We start from the raw sequence: 16,915 nt of genomic DNA on the forward strand, positions 1-16,915 counted from the left end.
GAGCGCAGTGTTCGGGCACGAGCACGGGCAAATCGTGGGTGAGCCGTAGGGTTGAGTGCATGCAGGATCGCACACCTCTTGAGGCATACGACGTCGTTGACCTGATCGCCACGAAGCGGCACGCTCGCGAGCTCGCACCAGACGAAATCGCCTGGGTCGTCGACGCGTTCACACGCGGCGTCGTCGCCCCCGAGCAGATGAGCGCGCTGCTGATGGCGATTGTCATTCAGGGGATGGGCCGGCGCGAGATCCGGGACCTTACCGCTGCGATGATCGCGAGTGGGGAGCGGCTCAGCTTCGTGGGGCTCGGACGGCCCGCAATTGACAAGCACTCCACGGGCGGCGTCGGCGACAAGATCACGCTGCCACTTGTGCCGCTGCTCGCCGCGCTCGGTGTTGCGGTGCCACAACTGTCGGGCCGTGGTCTCGGGCACACCGGGGGGACGCTCGACAAGCTCGAATCGATCCCCGGCTGGCGCGCCGATCTATCGAACGAGGAGATGTATCGAGCCCTCCGAGATACCGGGGGAGTGATCTGCGCGGCCGGACCTGGTCTGGCCCCGGCAGACCGCGCGATGTACGCACTCCGTGACGTCACTGGCACGGTGGCGTCGCTCCCGCTGATCGCGTCCTCAATCATGAGTAAGAAGATCGCCGAGGGAGCGGATGGTCTCGTGCTCGACGTCAAGTTCGGGTCCGGCGCATTCGTGCCCTCACTCACTGAGGCCCGTGAGCTCGCCAGCACGATGGTGCAGCTGGGGGACGACTCTGGGCTGCGCACGGTTGCGCTGCTGACCGACATGGACGCGCCGCTGGGCCGCGCGGTGGGGAACGCAAACGAGGTGCGGGAGGCCGTCGAAGTGCTGCACGGAGGCGGTCCAGCAGACGTTGTTGAGCTCACGCTCAGCTTGGCGCGGGAAATGCTCGCACTCGCAGGAATGCCCGATCTCGACCCGGGCCCAGCGCTCGCTGATGGCCGCGCACTGGAAGCGTGGCGGCGGATCATCGTGGCGCAGGGCGGAGATCCTGAAGCAGCACTCCCGTTGCACGTGAAACGGAAATCGTGCGTGCCGGTGCCACTGGGATCGTGCAGCGGGTCGACGCTCGCGCGGTTGGCGTGGGGGCCTGGCGCCTCGGGGCCGGTCGCGCGTCCAGGGATCCCGTGGATCACGCCGCAGGCGTCGAAGTGCTCGTGCGGCAAGGCGATACCGTGCGCGCAGGTGACCCGTTGTTCGAGGTTAGCTGCGATGATCCTGGGCGGCTTGCCCGCGGGCTGGAATCACTCGCCACCGCGGTGGAATTGGGTGCGGCAGCCCCGGTCGAGCGGCCACTCATCGCCGGGCGGATCGCGTCCGCAGACGCGAGTTCTGCGGCGTCCAGCGCGAGAAGCGCGTCACGGAGCACGACCGCGTGATTCTGCGCGGTGTCCTTCGCGCCGTACACCAGCGTGAGTCGCGGCACCGCTCGCGCCTGTGCCAGGAGGTCCCGGGCAGCAGCGAGCGCTGGCTCCCGGTCGAGTTCCGCCCGGTAGCGGGCACTGAACGCCGCAAAGACCGCGGGATCGTGCGCGGGTCAGTGTGCCATTCGCGGCGGAGCTCAGGGCTCGGGGCCGCATCCTGGCCCAGCCGTCGAGTTGGAGGGCGAGTTTGCTGATTCCGCGCGGCCAGAGCCCGTCCACGAGCACCCGGATGCCGTCTGACGGGTCCGCGGGCTCATAGGCCCGCTTGAGGACGATCTCCATGAGCCGATTCTGCCACGCACCGGAGAGTGCGCCTGCCGAGAATCACGGAAGCGCGCGGGCGCCACCCGCTATGCCGTGGCGCGGGTGAGGAGATCGGCGATTGCCGTAGGGAGCGCGGCGGCGATATCGAGCGCGAGAATCGGAGCACCCAGCCGGCGTGTGACCGCGGCGCGAGCACGTGCCTCGCGTGCCACCGGGGCAGAGCCGGCTGCGTGGTGCGCTGCCAAATCGTGCAGGAGAGCGGCAGTCGATCCCAGCGCACCGAGCAACTCGGGCTGGGCCTGAACGCGCTCCGCGTTCAGCGTGACCAGTGCCCCAAGGATCCCTGCGAGCACATCGCCGGACCCCGCCGTCGCCAGCCGCGGCGTCGCGGGGCCAGTGTGCAACGCGATCCCGCCGGGCGTCGCACAAATCGATACGGTGCCCTTGAGCAGCACCGTTGCACCGAGCGCGGTGGCAAGCCCGCGGCGGCGGCGCTTCGCTGCACGGTATCAAACGGCTCCTTGAGCGCTGTGGGAGGGTGCCCATGCCGAGCTGCTGCCACAGGCGCGCGAACTCGCCAGCATGCGGAGTCAGGATGGTGGGGGTGCGTGGCGCCGCAGCGCTCGGAGCAGACAGGGCACGATCTGCGACCACCGAGGGCGCCAGCATCAACGACGACGGGCTGCGGACCGCTGAGCAACTCGCTCAAGATCGCAGTTTCGGCCGCCGAACGCGCCGCAGGGTCAGTCCGGAGCCGATCAACCACGCATCGCATGCACGAGAGTCAGCTGTTCCGAAGACTGTTTCCGGCCTGGCCGCGAGCACTGCAGACGCAGGAGACGGGAGCCCGAAGGGCGGCTCAGCGTCGTCAGCTGGAGGCACGTACCGCAGCAGGCCGACGCCGGTGCGCCAGGCCGCAGACACGGTGAGCACCGCTGCGCCGGGGTACTGCGCTGAGCCTGTGCGCACGCCGAGTACCGAGACCGTACTTGTTGTCCGCTGGCCCGGGCTGACGGAGCCACTGCGCAGCCTCGAGCTCGGTCCAGCGCGTGCTCATGCGCTCGTCGGTTCTGCCAGCAGCGCGGCAAGCGTCTTGCGGACGGCGGCGTCCAGCCGCGCGAGTGCGGCCTCAGCGGCGTCGCGGCGCTCGGCGGCCGATCCAGCGTCACTGAACGTATCAAGGTACACCTTGAGCTTCGGTTCGGTGCCGCTCGGCCGAATCATCACCCGAGCCCCATCGGACAGGTCGAAGCGCAGCACGTCGGCTGGCACCTCGGCGAGGCCGGGAACGAGCAAGTCTTGCACCTGGTCGACTGCAACGTCACCAAAGAACTGCGGTGGCTCCTGGCGAATCCGAGCAGCGAGGGCCGTCGCGGCTGCCATTGACTCGAGCCGAAGCGTGATCTGGGAGCTCGCGAAGTGCCCGAAGCGCTCGCTTGCCTCGTCCAGAAGGTCCCAGACCGTGCGACCCTCAGCAGCAAGTTCGCGCACCAGGGCGATCGCATCGGCGCTCGCCGAAATTCCATCCTTGTCGCGCACCGTGTCCGGGTGCGTCAGGTATCCGAGCGCTTCTTCAAACCCGAAGATGAGGCCGGGTACCCGGGACACCCACTTGAATCCGGAGAGCGTCTCGGCGTAATCAAGCCCGTACTCCTTCGCGACAGCCCGCAGCGCGGGAGATGAAACGATCGTGCAGGCCAGCGCGCCGGCCGGCTCAGAGCCTGTGTGCTCGGCCCGCGCCCACGCACGTTCAGCGGCCCGCCACCCCAGCAGAAGCCCCAGCTGGTTCCCCGTCAAACGGCGGTAGCCGTTGGGATCAGCGCTATCAGGAACTGCAATCGCGAGACGGTCTGCGTCGGGATCGTGCGCCACAACCAGATCGGCTGAACCCCTCGCGCGACTCGGAACGCGAGGTCGAGTGCGCCAGGCTCCTCCGGGTTGGGGAAGTCCACGGTCGGGAACGCACCGTCCGGACGATCCTGCTCGGGCACCACGGTCACTGCTGGCAGCCCGGCTGAGGTGAAGACCCGACGCGCGATATCCGACCCGACACCGTGCATCGCGGTGTAGGTGATGCTGAGGTTCTGCGACGCGGCCCGCGGCAGGCCGGGAGTCTCTGGGGCCTCCGGGAACCCTGCGAGAAGGGCAGCGGCAGTTTCTGAGACGTAGGCATCGGCGACACCGGATCCTAGAACGGTGTAGTCCGTCTTGCGCGGCAGTTCGGAGAGCGGGCGGCTCGCCGCGCGCGCGATCCGATCCGCAATGATTCCGTCGACCGGCGGCACGATCTGTGATCCGGCATCCTGATCGCCAAGGTAGACCTTGTATCCGTTATCTCGCGGCGGATTGTGGCTCGCCGTGATCATCACCCCGGCCGAGACCCGGAGATGTCGCACTGCAAACGCGGTGAGAGGCGTGGGGCCCGGCTCCGGCAGGAGAAACACCCGAATCCCCGCCCCCGCCATGATCTCCGCGGTGTCGCGAGCAAAAACGTCCGAATTCACGCGGCCATCGAAACCAATGACGATCGAGGGTGGCGACTCCGCCTCCCCGCTCTGTGCGCGCTCCCACAGGTACGCTGCGAAGCCCGCGCTCGTTTGCGCGACGACGACGCGGTTCATGCGCAGCGGGCCAGCTCCGAGCGGACCCCGCAGACCCGCGGTGCCGAACGCGAGGCGACCTGAGAACGCCGCGTGGAGCGACGCAATCGCGGCCGCATCTCCGGCACGCGCCAGCGCGACGAGGTGTGTGGTCTCACGCTGCGTTGCTGGATCGATGTCCTGCTCGGCCCAGGCCGTCGCAGCAGTGATCAGATGTTCTGGGTTGAGCGCAGACGCGTCCCCCGCGAGATGTCCCATCGCGTGTTCTCCTTCCACGGCATACGCCGAAGCAAATTCAAGCTACCACTCCTGAGAGCGACGCGCCGGGAGCCTGGGTAGGCTGGTGTGGGGTGTCGGTGTGACGCCCGCGAACTTCGAGAGAGGACGAAGCATGTGCGCTTCCGTGCGCTGCGATACCTGCAGCAAGACAACCTGGGCTGGCTGCGGCGAGCACATTGAGGAAGCTCTCGCCGGCGTTGCTGCAGCAGATCGCTGCACCTGCCCGCGCTAGTCGGACTCTGAGCGCTCTGCTGGCGCTTTGCCCGTTATCGCGCCGAGCGCTGGCACTCTGCCTGCTGGCGCGTGAGCGATAGCGCTTTGCCTGCCGGCCCGCTGAGCGCTGGCGCTTTGCCCGCTGGCGCTTTGAGTGCGGGCGCGCTGTCCGCAGCGGGCACGTGTGGCGCCAGCGGGCGGCTCGGCCGAAGTGACTGCGCAGCGATTCCGTAGCCACGCAACTGTTTCGTCGCTACTCTGCCACCTGTTGCGCGGCCTCCAAGCCGCATCTGCATCGCTTCTGCGCTGCTGTTGCGTCGCTCCTGCGCTGTATCTGTGCCGAATTTACGCCGTTTCCACGACGTGGAAGCGGCGTGCGTTTTCTGCTGTCTCGAGAGTTTCTAGGGCGATCATCGCCCTGCGGAAGTGTGGCGTGCGCGTGTGCGCGTCGAGGTCCTCCTGCGACCGCCAGCTTTCCGCGAGCACGAACGCGGTGTCGTCTTCGACGTCGGCGAGGAGTTCGTAGCTCACACAGCCCGGTTCGGTCCGCGTTTCTGCAATGAGTGCGCGATACACCGTGAGCGCTGCCTCCCGGTTCTCGCGAGTGAAGCGGCAGGGGACGAGTACGCGCAACATGTGACCTCCGTGTGAGTGTGGCCCTCCAGCCTAGTTCCGGAGTCGTGTGGCGTGTGACGAGGCCGCCGTGCAAGGCGCCCGTCCTGCAAACCGTGTGCACCGTGCGCGTCCTGCATGCCGTGTGAACGTGTTCATGGGTCGAAATATGGGGCTTCGCCGAGGTGAAGGCCCAAAAATGGACCCATGAAGCTTGAACGCCGGCTCCCGCGCGGGCGCGTCCGCAGGCCCCGCGGGCCCAAGGGCGTGAGGCGCGGCTACAGGGGCGCGGGAGTGCGCGTCGATAGGTTGCGGGCGAGCCGCCCCAGGAGGACACAGATACAGCTGCGGCCCGCAGCGAGCATGTGCTCGCCGCGGGCCGCAGGCTGTGAATCGAGGACTAGCCGATCACTGCGCCGAAGCGCTCAGGCAGCGTCGCGCGCGAAGCCGCACCGAGCTCAGCGAGCGGCAGCATGAAGCGATCCTGCACCTCGATCGAGGCGTCCTCACCCGCGCCATCCGTCACTCCGATGCGCAGCACCGGGTAGTCCCGTCCGGAACAGAGGCCGCGGAACTTCACTTCTTCCTCGTGCGGGACGGCAACGAGTACACGTGCCTGCGACTCGGAGAACATCGCGGCCGTCGCGTCTACGCCGTCCCGGGAAATGATCTCGTCGATCCAGATCCGAGCGCCGACGCCGAAGCGAAGAGCGCCGTCCGTGAGTGCCTGCGCAAGCCCACCCTCGGAGAGATCGACCGCGCCGGAGAGCAGCCCGCCCTGAGCTGCTGCGTGCAGCAGTCCAGCGAGGCGGCGCTCAGCATCAAGATCGGCCACCGGCGGGCGCCCGCCGAGGTGATCGTGCACGGTGCCTGCCCATGCGGAGCCGTCGAGCTCGTCGCGGGTGACGCCCAGCAGGTAGAGGTGCTCGCCCTGATCCTGCCAGCCGCTCGGCACGCGTCGGGCAACGTCGTCGATGATCCCGAGCACGCCCACCACGGGGGTGGGGTGGATCGGGGTCTCACCTGTTTGGTTGTAGAGCGAGACGTTGCCGCCGGTGACGGGCACCTCGAGCTCAAGGCAGGCGTCGGACAAGCCAGCGACAGCCTGCGAGAACTGCCACATGACCTCGGGGTTCTCTGGGCTGCCGAAGTTCAGGCAGTCAGTGACAGCCGTCGGAACGGCGCCTGAGGTGGCCACGTTGCGGTAGGCCTCGGCGAGCGCGAGCTGCGAGCCGACGAACGGGTCGAGCTGGCAGTAGCGACCGTTTGCGTCTGTCGCGAGTGCGATGCCCAGCCCGCTCTCCTCGTCCACGCGGATCATGCCGGCACCGTCGGGGAACGAGAGTGCCGTGTTGCCGAGCACGTAGGTGTCGTACTGGTTCGTGACCCAGGACACGTCTGCCTGGTTGGGAGAAGCCGCGACCGCGATCATCTGGGCGCGGAGCGCGTCACCCGAGCCGTCGCGCTCGAGACCGGCGGCGTTGACCGAGTCGGCCTGCAACGCATCGATCCACGCAGGGTACGCCACCGGGCGCTCGTATACGGGGCCATCTACAGCGACGGTCGAGGGATCGACGTTCACGATCTCCTCACCCTGCCAGTTGATGATCAGGCGTCCCGTATCGGTGACTTCACCGAGCACGCTCGTCTCAACATCCCACTTCGCGGTGACTGCGAGGAAAGCTTCGAGCTTGTCCGGGTGCACCACCGCCATCATGCGCTCCTGGCTCTCGGACATGAGGATCTCTTCAGCCGTGAGTGAGGGATCGCGCAACAGCACGCTGTCGAGCTCGATAAACATGCCGCCGTCACCGTTTGCCGCAAGCTCCGAGGTGGCACAAGAGATACCAGCGGCGCCGAGATCTTGGATGCCTTCTACGAGATCGCCGCGGAACAGCTCGAGGCAGCACTCGATGAGCACCTTCTCTGCGAATGGATCGCCGACCTGCACTGCGGGGCGCTTCGTTGGGCCACCCTCGCTGAAGCTGTCGGAGGCAAGGATCGAGGCGCCGCCGATGCCGTCGCCGCCGGTGCGGGCTCCGAAAAGTACGACCTTGTTGCCTGCGCCTGAGGCATTGGCGAGGTGGAGGTCCTCGTGCCGCAGCACGCCGACACCGAGCGCATTGACGAGCGGGTTCTGCTGGTACACCGCGTCGAACACGGTTTCGCCGCCCAGGTTGGGCAGCCCGAGGCAGTTCGCGTAGGAGCTGATGCCGGAGACGACGCCGTGGACTACGCGGGGCGTATCGGGATCGTCGATAGCGCCGAATCGGAGCTGGTCCATGACGGCGACAGGGCGTGCCCCCATCGAGATGATGTCGCGGATAATGCCGCCAACGCCAGTTGCGGCACCCTGGAAGGGCTCAATGTAGGAGGGGTGGTTGTGGCTTTCGACCTTGAAGGTCACGGCCCAGCCCTCACCGATGTCGATCACGCCTGCGTTCTCGCCCATGCCGACGAGGAGGCGTTCTTTCATCTTGTCGTTGACCTTCTGGCCGAACTGGCGCAGGTAGATCTTCGAAGACTTGTAGGAGCAGTGCTCGGACCACATGACCGAGTACATGGCAAGCTCACCCGAGGTTGGGCGGCGGCCAAGGATCTCGCGGATCTGCGCGTACTCGTCGGCCTTCAGGCCGAGGGCCTCGTAGGGCTGCGCTTTATCGGGCGTCGCGATCGCGTCAGAGACGGTATCCGGGACATGGATCGGGGCAGTGGTTTCACTCACGCTGGTGGGCTCCGTGGGCTCGGGGGCTGTGCGGCAACGATCGCAAGCGGCTGGGCGCTCACCCCGCTAGTCTACGGTGTTCTGAGTCGCACGAAGCCCGCCACAGATTCCTTGGAAAAGGCTCGTGCTCGCACGTATTTCGTCTGTATATGTGGCATTTGTCAGGGGAACCCGCGAAACTAGAGACATGAGTACCCCCACTGCTGGACCCGATCAACCCGTTGATACCGCGTCGCACGCAAACGCTGCGGCGTCGACGGGGAGCGGAAGCACGCGCAAGCTCTCCACGTTCCTGAAGATCAGCATCATCTTGCTGGCAGCCCTCACGGTTGCCTCGATCTCTCTGCTGTTCATCGGTGATTTCCAGGGCAAGTTCGAGCGCGTCTTCGCGACGTTCTTTGTGTTCGCGGTGTTTGTCGGGCTGACTGCGCTCGACACGCGACGGGAACTGAAATCGGAGTGGTACGCGCCGGTCGCCCTCATCGCGAACTCGTACATTCTGGCGCTGCTCCTGATCGTCACCTGGATGACCCCATACGACCCGTTCGGGCTCGGGTGGGCGCTCCTCTGGAAGGGCATCGTAGTCGTCGGTGTAACGAGGCTCGTGCTGTTGTGCTGCCAGGGATTGCTGAGCATGAGTGAGGGCAAAGCTGAGTCGATCGGCCGCTTCTCCTTTGTGACGAGCATGCTCGCGGTGCTCTCCGGCATCCTCTTCACGGCGCCGATCGCGATCGAAACGTTCAACATCACGATCCCCGAGCTGTACTGGAAGATCGCGGTTGCAACGCTGATCCTCACGGCACTCGGTCTCGCCATTACTCTGCTGCTGCGGTGGTTCTACGGTGCACCGGATCGTGAGAGCGCTCGTGCCGCAGCTGACGCACGCAGGGCCATGATGCCCGCACCGTACAGGGGACAGGCCCCGATCGGTCAGCCGGCAACGCCGCAGCCGCCGTTTGTTCAGAACCCGCAGGCGCAGGCGCAGGCTCCGGCTCCGGCACCGGCACCGGCACCTGCGTCGGCTTCCGCACCGGCTCCTGCGCCGCAGACGAAGCAGGGGCCGCTTCTGCCCTGGCCGACGTTCATCGATGGGCGGCCGATCCCCGCACGGCCCGATGGCCAACCGGATTTCTCGGTTCCGGGAGCACCGCTGCCACCGCAGTAATACCTCCGAGAGATGTGGCAGCGACCCTGTTGCGACTGCATCCCGCTGAGTGAATCGGCGAAAGCCCGTGAGCGCGTAGTGTGCTCACGGGCTTTCGCGTTCTGCCCGGCGTTGGCACCGCGAGCGGTTCTGGCATGCACGCTGCAACACTCGCCTTCGGAGTAACATGCTGGGGTGAACGACACTCCCGCGCCCGCCTTTCAGATCCGTCCTATCGTCCCGACCGAGTACGCGCGAGAGGCCGAGCTGGTCCATGCCGCCTACGCCGCGGGGCCATACCGGGAAGAGCTTGCGCACGATAGCGTGTGGGCCGCTACCGAGCGTGACAGTGCAGGGAGAGCTGCAGCTGGCCAGATCCTTGTCGCGGTGGAGGGTGACACGCTTATCGGCGCAGTGACGGTGCTGCGTGGCGAATCGAGCTACGCGAAGCTCGCCACTACCGGCGAAGTGGAGTTGCGCTTGCTTGCCGTTGCGCCGGCGAGTCAAGGGTCGGGGCTCGGCGGTGCGCTGATTCGCGCTGGCGTCGAGCTTGCGTTGCGGTGGGGCGCCGCAGCCGTTCGGCTCGACACCGGCGTCAAGAACCCAGCGGCTGCGCTCTACGAGCGGATCGGCTTCGAACGCACCCCCGAGCGCGATGCGCAGCTCGATGGCATGAGCTACGGGGCTTCCGTGAGCTATGTCTATCCGCTGCAAGAGCGCACTGACTTGCGGCTCAGGGAGATTCGAGCGGCGGAGATCCCCGAGGTCAGCGATCTCGTGCTGGCTGCGTACCGCGAGGACTATGAGGGGCTGCCGGGCGACTACCTCTCCGAGATCGCGAACGTCGCCGAGCGCGCGGCGCAGCACCAGGTGTGGGTGGCCGAGGACACGGAGAGTGGTGCCCTGCTCGGCACGATCACTACGCCCCGGCCGGGGGCCGTGCTCAGCGACGTGGCCCGCGAGGGTGAGATGGATTTGCGGTTGCTCGGCGTCTCGCACGCGGCGCGTGGGCGGGGGATCGGCTCGCTCATCATGCGGCACGGCCTCCGGCTCGCCCGAATTCGTGGCATCGGACGCGTGGTCCTGAACACCAGCACTGAGATGGTTGCCGCCTACGAAATGTACGACCGGATGGGCTTTGCGCGGCTCCCCGAGCGGGAGTTTGAGATCACCCGGCCGGACGGCACCGGATTCACTCTGCTTGCGTACGGGATCGACGTCGCGGCGTAGTTGCCACTGTTCCGGTGAAGACCGCTCGCGCTCGCGCAGGACATTCGAGGTGATTCGGCACGGAAGCGCCAAGTCTGTCCTGTGTGAGCTCGAACTTCCTGCGTGAGCTCAAGCTACCTGGGTGAGCTTGGTTTCTTGGGTGAGCTTGAGCTTTTGGGTGAGCTTGAGCTTTCTGGGTGAGTGTGAACTTCCTGCGTGAGCTCAAGCTTCCTGGGTGGGCTTGAACTTCCTGCGTGAACCCGGGCGGCGGGCTGAGCCCACCCATTTGATGGGTCCATTTTTGGGACTTCGCGCACCTGAAGGCCCAAAAATCGACCCATGAGAGGGGGCGACGCGCGGGGCAGCGTAAGACGTGCGGGTGCGCGGTGTGCGGTGTGCGGGTAAGAGGGTGCGCGAGTGCAGGAGGTGTGGTGCGTGGGCGCGAGGGTTGTGCAGGCGCAGGGGTGCTGGGCGTGCAAGCGCGCGGGGGTGCGCTGGACGCGTGGAGGCACGGGCCGCGGACGAAAGGGCGCGCGGACGCACGGGGAGGTGGGAGTGTGGGCGCGCGCGGGAGCATAGGCGTGCTGGCGTGCTGGCGTGCTGGCGTGCTGGCGTGCAGGGGTGCGCTGTACGCACGGGGGATTGGGAGCGCTGGCGTGCTGGCGCGCAGGCGCGCACGGGCGTACGGACGCGTGAAACGAGGAGAGCGCCCGCGGAGTGCCCAGAAACACTGCGAGCCGCCGACCCTAGGGGGGCGGCGGCTCGCGAGAAACAGTGCCTAGGAGACGCGGGCCGTGAGGGCCTCGATCGCGCTCTGGAAGAAGCGCAGCCCATCGGTGCCCGAGCTCATTGCTTCGGGGGTGTCCGGACCGAATCCGGCCTCCACCGCGTGCTCGGGGTGCGGCATGAGGCCGACCACATTGCCGCGCTCATTGCTCAAACCGGCGATGTCATTCAGCGAGCCATTCGGGTTGACCTCCGCGTAACGGAACGCGATCAGGCCTTCGCCCTCGAGTCGTTTCAGGGTCTCGTCGTTCGCGACGTAGCCGCCGTCACCGTTCTTGAGCGGGATCACGATCTCTTCTCCCGGGGAGTAGAGGTGCGTCCACGCCGTATCGACGTTTTCGACAACGAGACGCTGGTCGCGCCGGATGAACTGCTGGTGCGCGTTGCGGATCAGGCCGCCTGGCAGCAGGTGTGCCTCGACGAGTACCTGGAAGCCATTGCAAATCCCGAGCACGGGCATGCCGCGGTGTGCCGCAGCAATGACCTCAGTCATGATCGGCGAGACCGCGGCAATCGCGCCGGGGCGCAAGTAATCGCCGTAGCTGAAGCCGCCGGGCAGCACGATGGCGTCAACGCTCTGCAGATCGTGATCCGCGTGCCATAGCGCGACGGGCTCGGCCCCGGCGATTCCGATTGCGCGCTGCGCGTCGCGGTCGTCGAGCGAACCGGGGAATGTGACAACGCCAATACGGGGTGCCATTACTGGGCCTCGCCCGCCGGCACGCCGTCGACGGTGATCGAGACGACGTCCTCGATGACGGAGTTCGAGAGGATCTCATCTGCAACCTTGCGCACCTCGGCGAGCACCTCTGCGGTGACTTCGCCGTCGACAGTGAGCTCGAAGCGCTTGCCGATGCGGACGTTCTCAAACTTGGTGTGACCGAGGCGGTTCAGCGCGCCGGTCGTGGCCTTGCCCTGCGGATCGAGCAGCTCGGCCTTGGGCATGACATCAACAACAATCGTGGGCACTGGCACTCCGGTTTCGCGATTCGACGGTCAGTGGGCATTGCGAGGCGCGCTCCAGCGCGCCGCACCCACGTGTCAGTCTACCCGGCGATCGGGGCGGTTCTGATCCGGATCCGGTTGCGCCATGGGTCGAACACGGTGAGCTCCTGCCCATCGAACTCGCGTGCCACGCTGCGGTGCGCCAACCGCTCGTCGAGTGCACCGAGCGCGTCGACATCGGGCAGCTCGATCGTCACTTCGCCCAGCCCAAGCGCGGGCGAGCGCTCGCCCGCGCCCTGGGACTCCCAGGTGTTCATGCCGACGTGATGGTGATACCCGCCCGCAGCGACGAACAGTGCCTGGCTGCCGTAGCTCGCGGTCACGGCGAATCCGAGCGTGTCGACGTAGAACTCGCGCGCGGTCGCCACGCTCCCCACTTTGAGGTGCACGTGTCCGACGCGGGCCGGGGTATCTGCCACAGCACGCGCGCCAGACTCCGTGAGGTGATCCTGCAGGAACCGATTGGGATCCAGTGCGAGGGTGCCCATCTCGATCTCCCCGCCAAGCGTGGTGCTCCAGCTTGCCCGCGGGCGATCGACATACAGTTCGACCCCGTTGTGCTCAGGATCAGCGAAGTAGAAGGCCTCCGAGACGAGGTGATCGCTCGCGCCCTGGTATTGGGCTGTGCCACGGCGAGCGACGGAGTTGACCGCCGAGGCAAGCTCGGCTGCTGTCTCGAACAGAAACGCTGTGTGGTACAGCCCGGCAGCCGTCGCGGGCGCATGGGCGAGTGATCCGTCTTGATCCAGGATCAAGACCGCCACGTCGTTGCGGCCGAGCACCGCGGTGCCACGCTCCTGTGCGAGCACCGTGAGGCCGAGTGCTCCGTGATAAAACCCGAGCATGCGGTCGAGATCGGCCACCGCGAGGGTGACGGGGCCCATTTCGGTTGCGTCGGGGAGGAGGTCGAGCGTTGTCTGCATATGTGAGTCAACGCTCGCGCTAGCGGGCCTATTCCGTGTCTACTACGCTCCTGTGCCGGTGAGCCGGTCGAACAGCTCCTGGTAGCGCGCGAGCGTCTGGGCGACGACTTCCTCGGGCAACACCGGGGGCTCGCCGGTGCGGTCCCAGTTCGCGGCGAGCCAGTTGCGCACGATCTGCTTATCGAAGGAGGCGAGCCGCTCGGCGCGCGGCAACGACTCGTCCTCGTAGGCTGCCGCGTCCCAGTATCGCGAGGAATCGCTTGTGAGCACTTCGTCCGCGAGTACGAGCTCGCCGCTGCGAGGATCCAGCCCAAATTCGAACTTCGTATCGGCGAGCACCACGCCACGGGCGGCCGCGAGATCGCGCGCGCGTGTGAAGATGTCGAGTGAGGCATCGCGCAGGGCGGCAGCGACGTCGGCCCCGACGAGTTCGACGCTGCGCTCAAAGGTGATGTTCTCATCGTGCTCGCCCAAAGGTGCCTTGTAGGCAGGCGTGTAGATCGGGGTGTCGAGGAGGTCGCCGTCTGACAGACCAGCTGGCAGTTCGATCCCGCACACCGCTCCCGTGCTCGCATACTCCGCGTAGCCCGAGCCCGTCAGCGCACCGCGCACGACACACTCGATGGGGTACATCTCCAGACGCCGCGTCAGCATCGCGCGGTCGGCGACGGACTCCGGCACGACGGGGATGCCGTCTGCAGGGAGGATCAGATGATTTGGGCGATCGAGTTGCGCGAACCACCAGTTCGAAAGCGCAGTGAGCAGCGCTCCTTTGCCGGGAATTGGCGGCTCAAGCACGTGATCGAACGCGCTCACCCGGTTGCTCGCCACGACGAGTAGCACGCTGTCGAGCCCGTCAGCGGGTACGTACAGGTCGCGCACCTTTCCGGAATAGGTGTGAGCCCAGCCGGGCAGGTGCAGGGGAGAGGTGAGATCCGTCACCCGCCCATTCTTTCATCACTCGCGCGCCGAGGGTGAGGCGGTGACAGATCCGCGACATTCGAGCGAATCGGATCAGGATGTCAGGGGGTGCAGTTAAGGTCATGGGTAGGCGGGTAGTGCGTTGTTCTGGCCCGGGAATCGAGGCCGTGGTCTCGCGGCCTGGGACAACGTGCGCGGCCCGGAAATATGAAGCCGACAAACGCGGAGGAAAACCATGATCCCACTGGGGCCGGTTGTGGCGCGAAGCCGGTTGCGGGCGGCACGGACCGCCGCATGGACGTATCTAGCCGACGCGGATCGCCGCGCGGAGTGGTGGCCCGAGCTACGGCTTGATCCGCGTGTCGGCGGTGACATCACGGAACGCTGGTCAGAAGAGATCGAGGGCGAACTCGTCAGTCGCGACGCGAGCGGCACGGTGGATGTGTGGGTTGACGGTCACGCCATTGGCTTTACGTGGCGCGAGGCCGGTGACTTCCGAGACACCGCGGTCCTGCTGACGTTGCGCTCGCAAGGACAGGACACCGGGATCACGATTACCGAGACCGGGTTTGATGCGCTTCCTGATTCCGCGGATCGTGCGGCCGCGTCACAGGACGGCTGGCAGGTGCTGCTGCGGGATCTCACTACGGCGATCGAACATGCCGTGGCAGCTGGGCTGCTCAGTGCTGGCCCCGGCACGGAAGACGCTGTAGCCGCCCAGGTTGCTGGAGCGGACGTGCTCCACGGTGGCGCGGCAGTCGCGCCTGCGGGCGAGGCGGACGAGGGGAGCGCTCGGTTGCGACCGCTGACGCAGCTGATGCCGCTGACATTGACGAAGCTGCAACGGCTGGCACCGCTGGCGCGGCTGGCACTGATGAACCTGGCGCGGCTGACGCCGATGAAGCTCATGTCTCGACGGAATCGACTCCTGGCGAGATTGACACCGAGGCCGAGGCCGAGGCCGACGCCGACGCCGACGCCGACGCTGAGGCCGAGGGAGAGGTCGACGGTGCCGCTGCTGACGCCGACGCCGACGCCGGCGCTGCAGACGCCGGCGCGGCTGACGCCGGCGCGGCTGACGCCGGCGCTGTTGACGCCGGCGCAGCAGATACCGCCGAGGTCACTCCAGGTGACACTTCGGAAGGGAACGACGACGAGGCTGACGCGGAGCGGGCAGCAACTGAGGATTTGGCCACGGCCGAAGTCTCCACCGTCGAAGACGCCGCGGAGCCGGTGGAGGCGGACGCCGCGGGCACGGAAGAGTCCGACGTCCAGCCCGTCGCGAGCACAGAATCAACAGTGGATGACACTGAGGACTTTGCAGAGCTCGACTTCGATGCGTTGATCCGCGGCGACGGGTCTGATCCGGATCATCGGAAGTAGACCGTTCGCCCCGAAACGCAGTGAGGCTCCCCACCACGGTGGGGAGCCTCACTGCGTTTCGCCATCCGACGCGTGTGCTGGCCGCTACGCGACGCGCGCGGCAATATCGCTGCGGTGCTGCGATCCCTCGAGCTCAATGGCTGAGACGGCCCGATAGGCCCGCTCTCGTGCTTCGCCGAAACTCGTGCCCCGCGCCACGACACCGAGCACGCGTCCACCGGTCGCAACCCAGCCGTCAGCTGCATCGCGAGCGGTCGCGGCGTGCACCACGTGCACCCCGGGAACCTCCGCTGCTGCATCGAGACCGGTGATCGTGCGGCCAGTCGAAACTTCGCCTGGGTAGCCCTCGCTCGCCACCACCACAATCACCGCGGGATCCTCGGAGAACTGGGGCTCCGGCTGCGCGGCAAGCGTACCGTCGCAGCGGCGAGCAGGTATTGGCTCAGCGGTGACTCGAGCCGCGCGAGCACGACCTGCGTCTCTGGATCGCCGAAGCGGGCGTTGAACTCGATGACGCGCACGCCCTTCGAAGTCACGATGAGGCCGCAGTACAGCAACCCGATGAAGGGGGTGCCCTCTGCCTCAAGCTGGCGCACCGTCGGCAGCGCGACCGTGCGTGTGATCTCCGCGACGAAATCCTGGGCGACCCAGGGCAGCGGCGAATAAGCGCCCATGCCACCCGTATTGGGGCCTTCGTCGCCATCGAAGATGCGTTTGTAGTCCTGTGCTGGGCTCAGTGGCAGGACATCGTGGCCGTCAGCGAAGAAGAACAGCGATACCTCCTGGCCGTCGAGAAACTCTTCGACGAGCACGTCGCCGTGCGGGGCCCACGTGGCCACGTGCTCGATCGCGGCGTCGCGATCATGCGTCACCAGCACGCCCTTGCCTGCAGCGAGTCCGTCAGCCTTCACGACATAGGGTGCGCCAAACTCATCGAGCACAGCGCCAGCCTCGGCAACAGCGGTCACGCGTGCCGCGCGACCGGTCGGTACTCCCGCCGCGTCCATGATCCGCTTCGCAAAGGCCTTTGAACCCTCGAGCGCGGCGGCATCTTGGTTGGGACCGAATACGGGAACCCCTGCGGCGCGCAGCGGATCAGCGACCCCGGCAACGAGCGGTGCTTCCGGCCCAATCACGACGAGATCAAAACCGCGCTCGCGCACAAAGCTGGCAACAGCGGCTGGGTCCGTGTATGCCAGATCCGGCGTTTCGATGCCGCTCGCTGCAACGCCGGCGTTGCCAGGCGCGCAGACGATTTCGTGGTCGGCGTCCTCGCTCAGCAGCGCAAGAACGATGGCGTGTTCGCGGGCGCCCGGCCCCAAAACAAGGATCTTCACGCGCCCCAGCCTAGAGTATGCGGGGTGCCTCATCACCCTCGCCGGAGGGGTGCGG

Annotated in this window: 11 protein-coding genes and 5 pseudogenes; 4 read left to right on the forward strand and 12 right to left on the reverse strand. The window is 66.8% G+C overall.

Going from position 1 to position 16,915, the window contains the following annotated elements:
• The first annotated feature begins 59 nt into the window (after nt 1-59).
• Nucleotides 60-1,414 (forward strand): annotated as a pseudogene (locus K1X41_RS11300) (thymidine phosphorylase).
• A 17-nt stretch (nt 1,415-1,431) separates the two neighbouring features.
• On the opposite strand, the pseudogene K1X41_RS16015 reads toward K1X41_RS11300, so the two are convergent.
• From K1X41_RS16015 to purL, 7 genes and pseudogenes are all read right to left on the reverse strand, one after another.
• Nucleotides 1,432-1,506, reverse strand: a pseudogene (locus tag K1X41_RS16015) (hypothetical protein); the annotation flags it as partial.
• A gap of 166 nt (nt 1,507-1,672) precedes the next feature.
• Nucleotides 1,673-1,741: pseudogene (locus K1X41_RS16020) on the reverse strand (DUF488 domain-containing protein); the annotation flags it as partial.
• Nucleotides 1,742-1,809: 68 nt separating this feature from the next.
• A complete protein-coding gene (locus tag K1X41_RS15765) occupies nt 1,810-2,178 on the reverse strand; it encodes an NAD(P)H-hydrate dehydratase (protein ID WP_258566519.1) in 369 nt (122 codons plus the stop codon).
• 250 nt (nt 2,179-2,428) lie between these two features.
• A complete protein-coding gene (locus K1X41_RS15770) occupies nt 2,429-2,692 on the reverse strand; it encodes an NAD(P)H-hydrate dehydratase (RefSeq protein ID WP_258566520.1) in 264 nt (87 codons plus the stop codon).
• An 84-nt stretch (nt 2,693-2,776) separates the two neighbouring features.
• Nucleotides 2,777-4,581: pseudogene (locus tag K1X41_RS16170) on the reverse strand (phospho-sugar mutase).
• Nucleotides 4,582-5,160: 579 nt separating this feature from the next.
• The gene (locus K1X41_RS11320) at nt 5,161-5,451 is read right to left on the reverse strand and encodes a putative quinol monooxygenase (RefSeq protein ID WP_220174656.1); all 291 of its coding nucleotides are present in this window, start codon (nt 5,449-5,451) and stop codon (nt 5,161-5,163) included.
• Nucleotides 5,452-5,827: 376 nt separating this feature from the next.
• Nucleotides 5,828-8,152, reverse strand: coding sequence for a phosphoribosylformylglycinamidine synthase subunit PurL (gene purL / locus K1X41_RS11325; RefSeq protein ID WP_220174657.1), 2,325 nt, complete (start codon nt 8,150-8,152; stop codon nt 5,828-5,830).
• Nucleotides 8,153-8,339: 187 nt separating this feature from the next.
• Between purL and K1X41_RS11330 the strand changes: the two genes are divergently transcribed.
• Both K1X41_RS11330 and K1X41_RS11335 read left to right on the forward strand, forming a co-directional pair.
• The gene (locus K1X41_RS11330) at nt 8,340-9,317 is read left to right on the forward strand and encodes a hypothetical protein (RefSeq protein ID WP_220174658.1); all 978 of its coding nucleotides are present in this window, start codon (nt 8,340-8,342) and stop codon (nt 9,315-9,317) included.
• A 174-nt stretch (nt 9,318-9,491) separates the two neighbouring features.
• The gene (locus K1X41_RS11335) at nt 9,492-10,526 is read left to right on the forward strand and encodes a GNAT family N-acetyltransferase (RefSeq protein ID WP_220174659.1); all 1,035 of its coding nucleotides are present in this window, start codon (nt 9,492-9,494) and stop codon (nt 10,524-10,526) included.
• Between the two features lie 757 nt (nt 10,527-11,283).
• Here K1X41_RS11335 and purQ read toward each other — a convergent pair.
• From purQ to K1X41_RS11355, 4 genes are all read right to left on the reverse strand, one after another.
• On the reverse strand, nt 11,284-11,991 hold the full coding sequence (gene purQ, locus K1X41_RS11340) for a phosphoribosylformylglycinamidine synthase subunit PurQ (RefSeq protein WP_220174660.1): 708 nt from the start codon (nt 11,989-11,991) through the stop codon (nt 11,284-11,286).
• Nucleotides 11,991-12,260, reverse strand: a complete 270-nt coding sequence (gene purS, locus K1X41_RS11345) for a phosphoribosylformylglycinamidine synthase subunit PurS (protein ID WP_132201534.1) — start codon at nt 12,258-12,260, stop codon at nt 11,991-11,993. The genes purQ and purS overlap by 1 nt, the downstream gene beginning before the upstream one ends.
• 77 nt (nt 12,261-12,337) lie before the next feature.
• Nucleotides 12,338-13,219: a VOC family protein gene (locus K1X41_RS11350; protein WP_220174661.1), complete on the reverse strand. Its 882-nt coding sequence runs from the start codon at nt 13,217-13,219 to the stop codon at nt 12,338-12,340.
• Between the two features lie 42 nt (nt 13,220-13,261).
• Nucleotides 13,262-14,161, reverse strand: a complete 900-nt coding sequence (locus K1X41_RS11355) for a phosphoribosylaminoimidazolesuccinocarboxamide synthase (RefSeq protein WP_220174662.1) — start codon at nt 14,159-14,161, stop codon at nt 13,262-13,264.
• Nucleotides 14,162-14,375: 214 nt separating this feature from the next.
• Here K1X41_RS11355 and K1X41_RS11360 point away from each other — a divergent pair, with 214 nt between their 5' ends.
• Entirely contained in the window at nt 14,376-15,485 is a 1,110-nt protein-coding gene (locus tag K1X41_RS11360; RefSeq protein WP_220174663.1) for an SRPBCC family protein, read from the forward strand.
• Nucleotides 15,486-15,607: 122 nt separating this feature from the next.
• Here the strand turns inward: K1X41_RS11360 and purD are convergent.
• A pseudogene (purD, locus tag K1X41_RS11365) lies at nt 15,608-16,860 on the reverse strand (phosphoribosylamine--glycine ligase).
• Nucleotides 16,861-16,915 lie beyond the last annotated feature (55 nt).

Origin of the sequence: Leucobacter luti, from assembly GCF_019464495.1 — a bacterium.
Classification (GTDB): Bacteria; Actinomycetota; Actinomycetes; order Actinomycetales; family Microbacteriaceae; genus Leucobacter; species Leucobacter luti_A.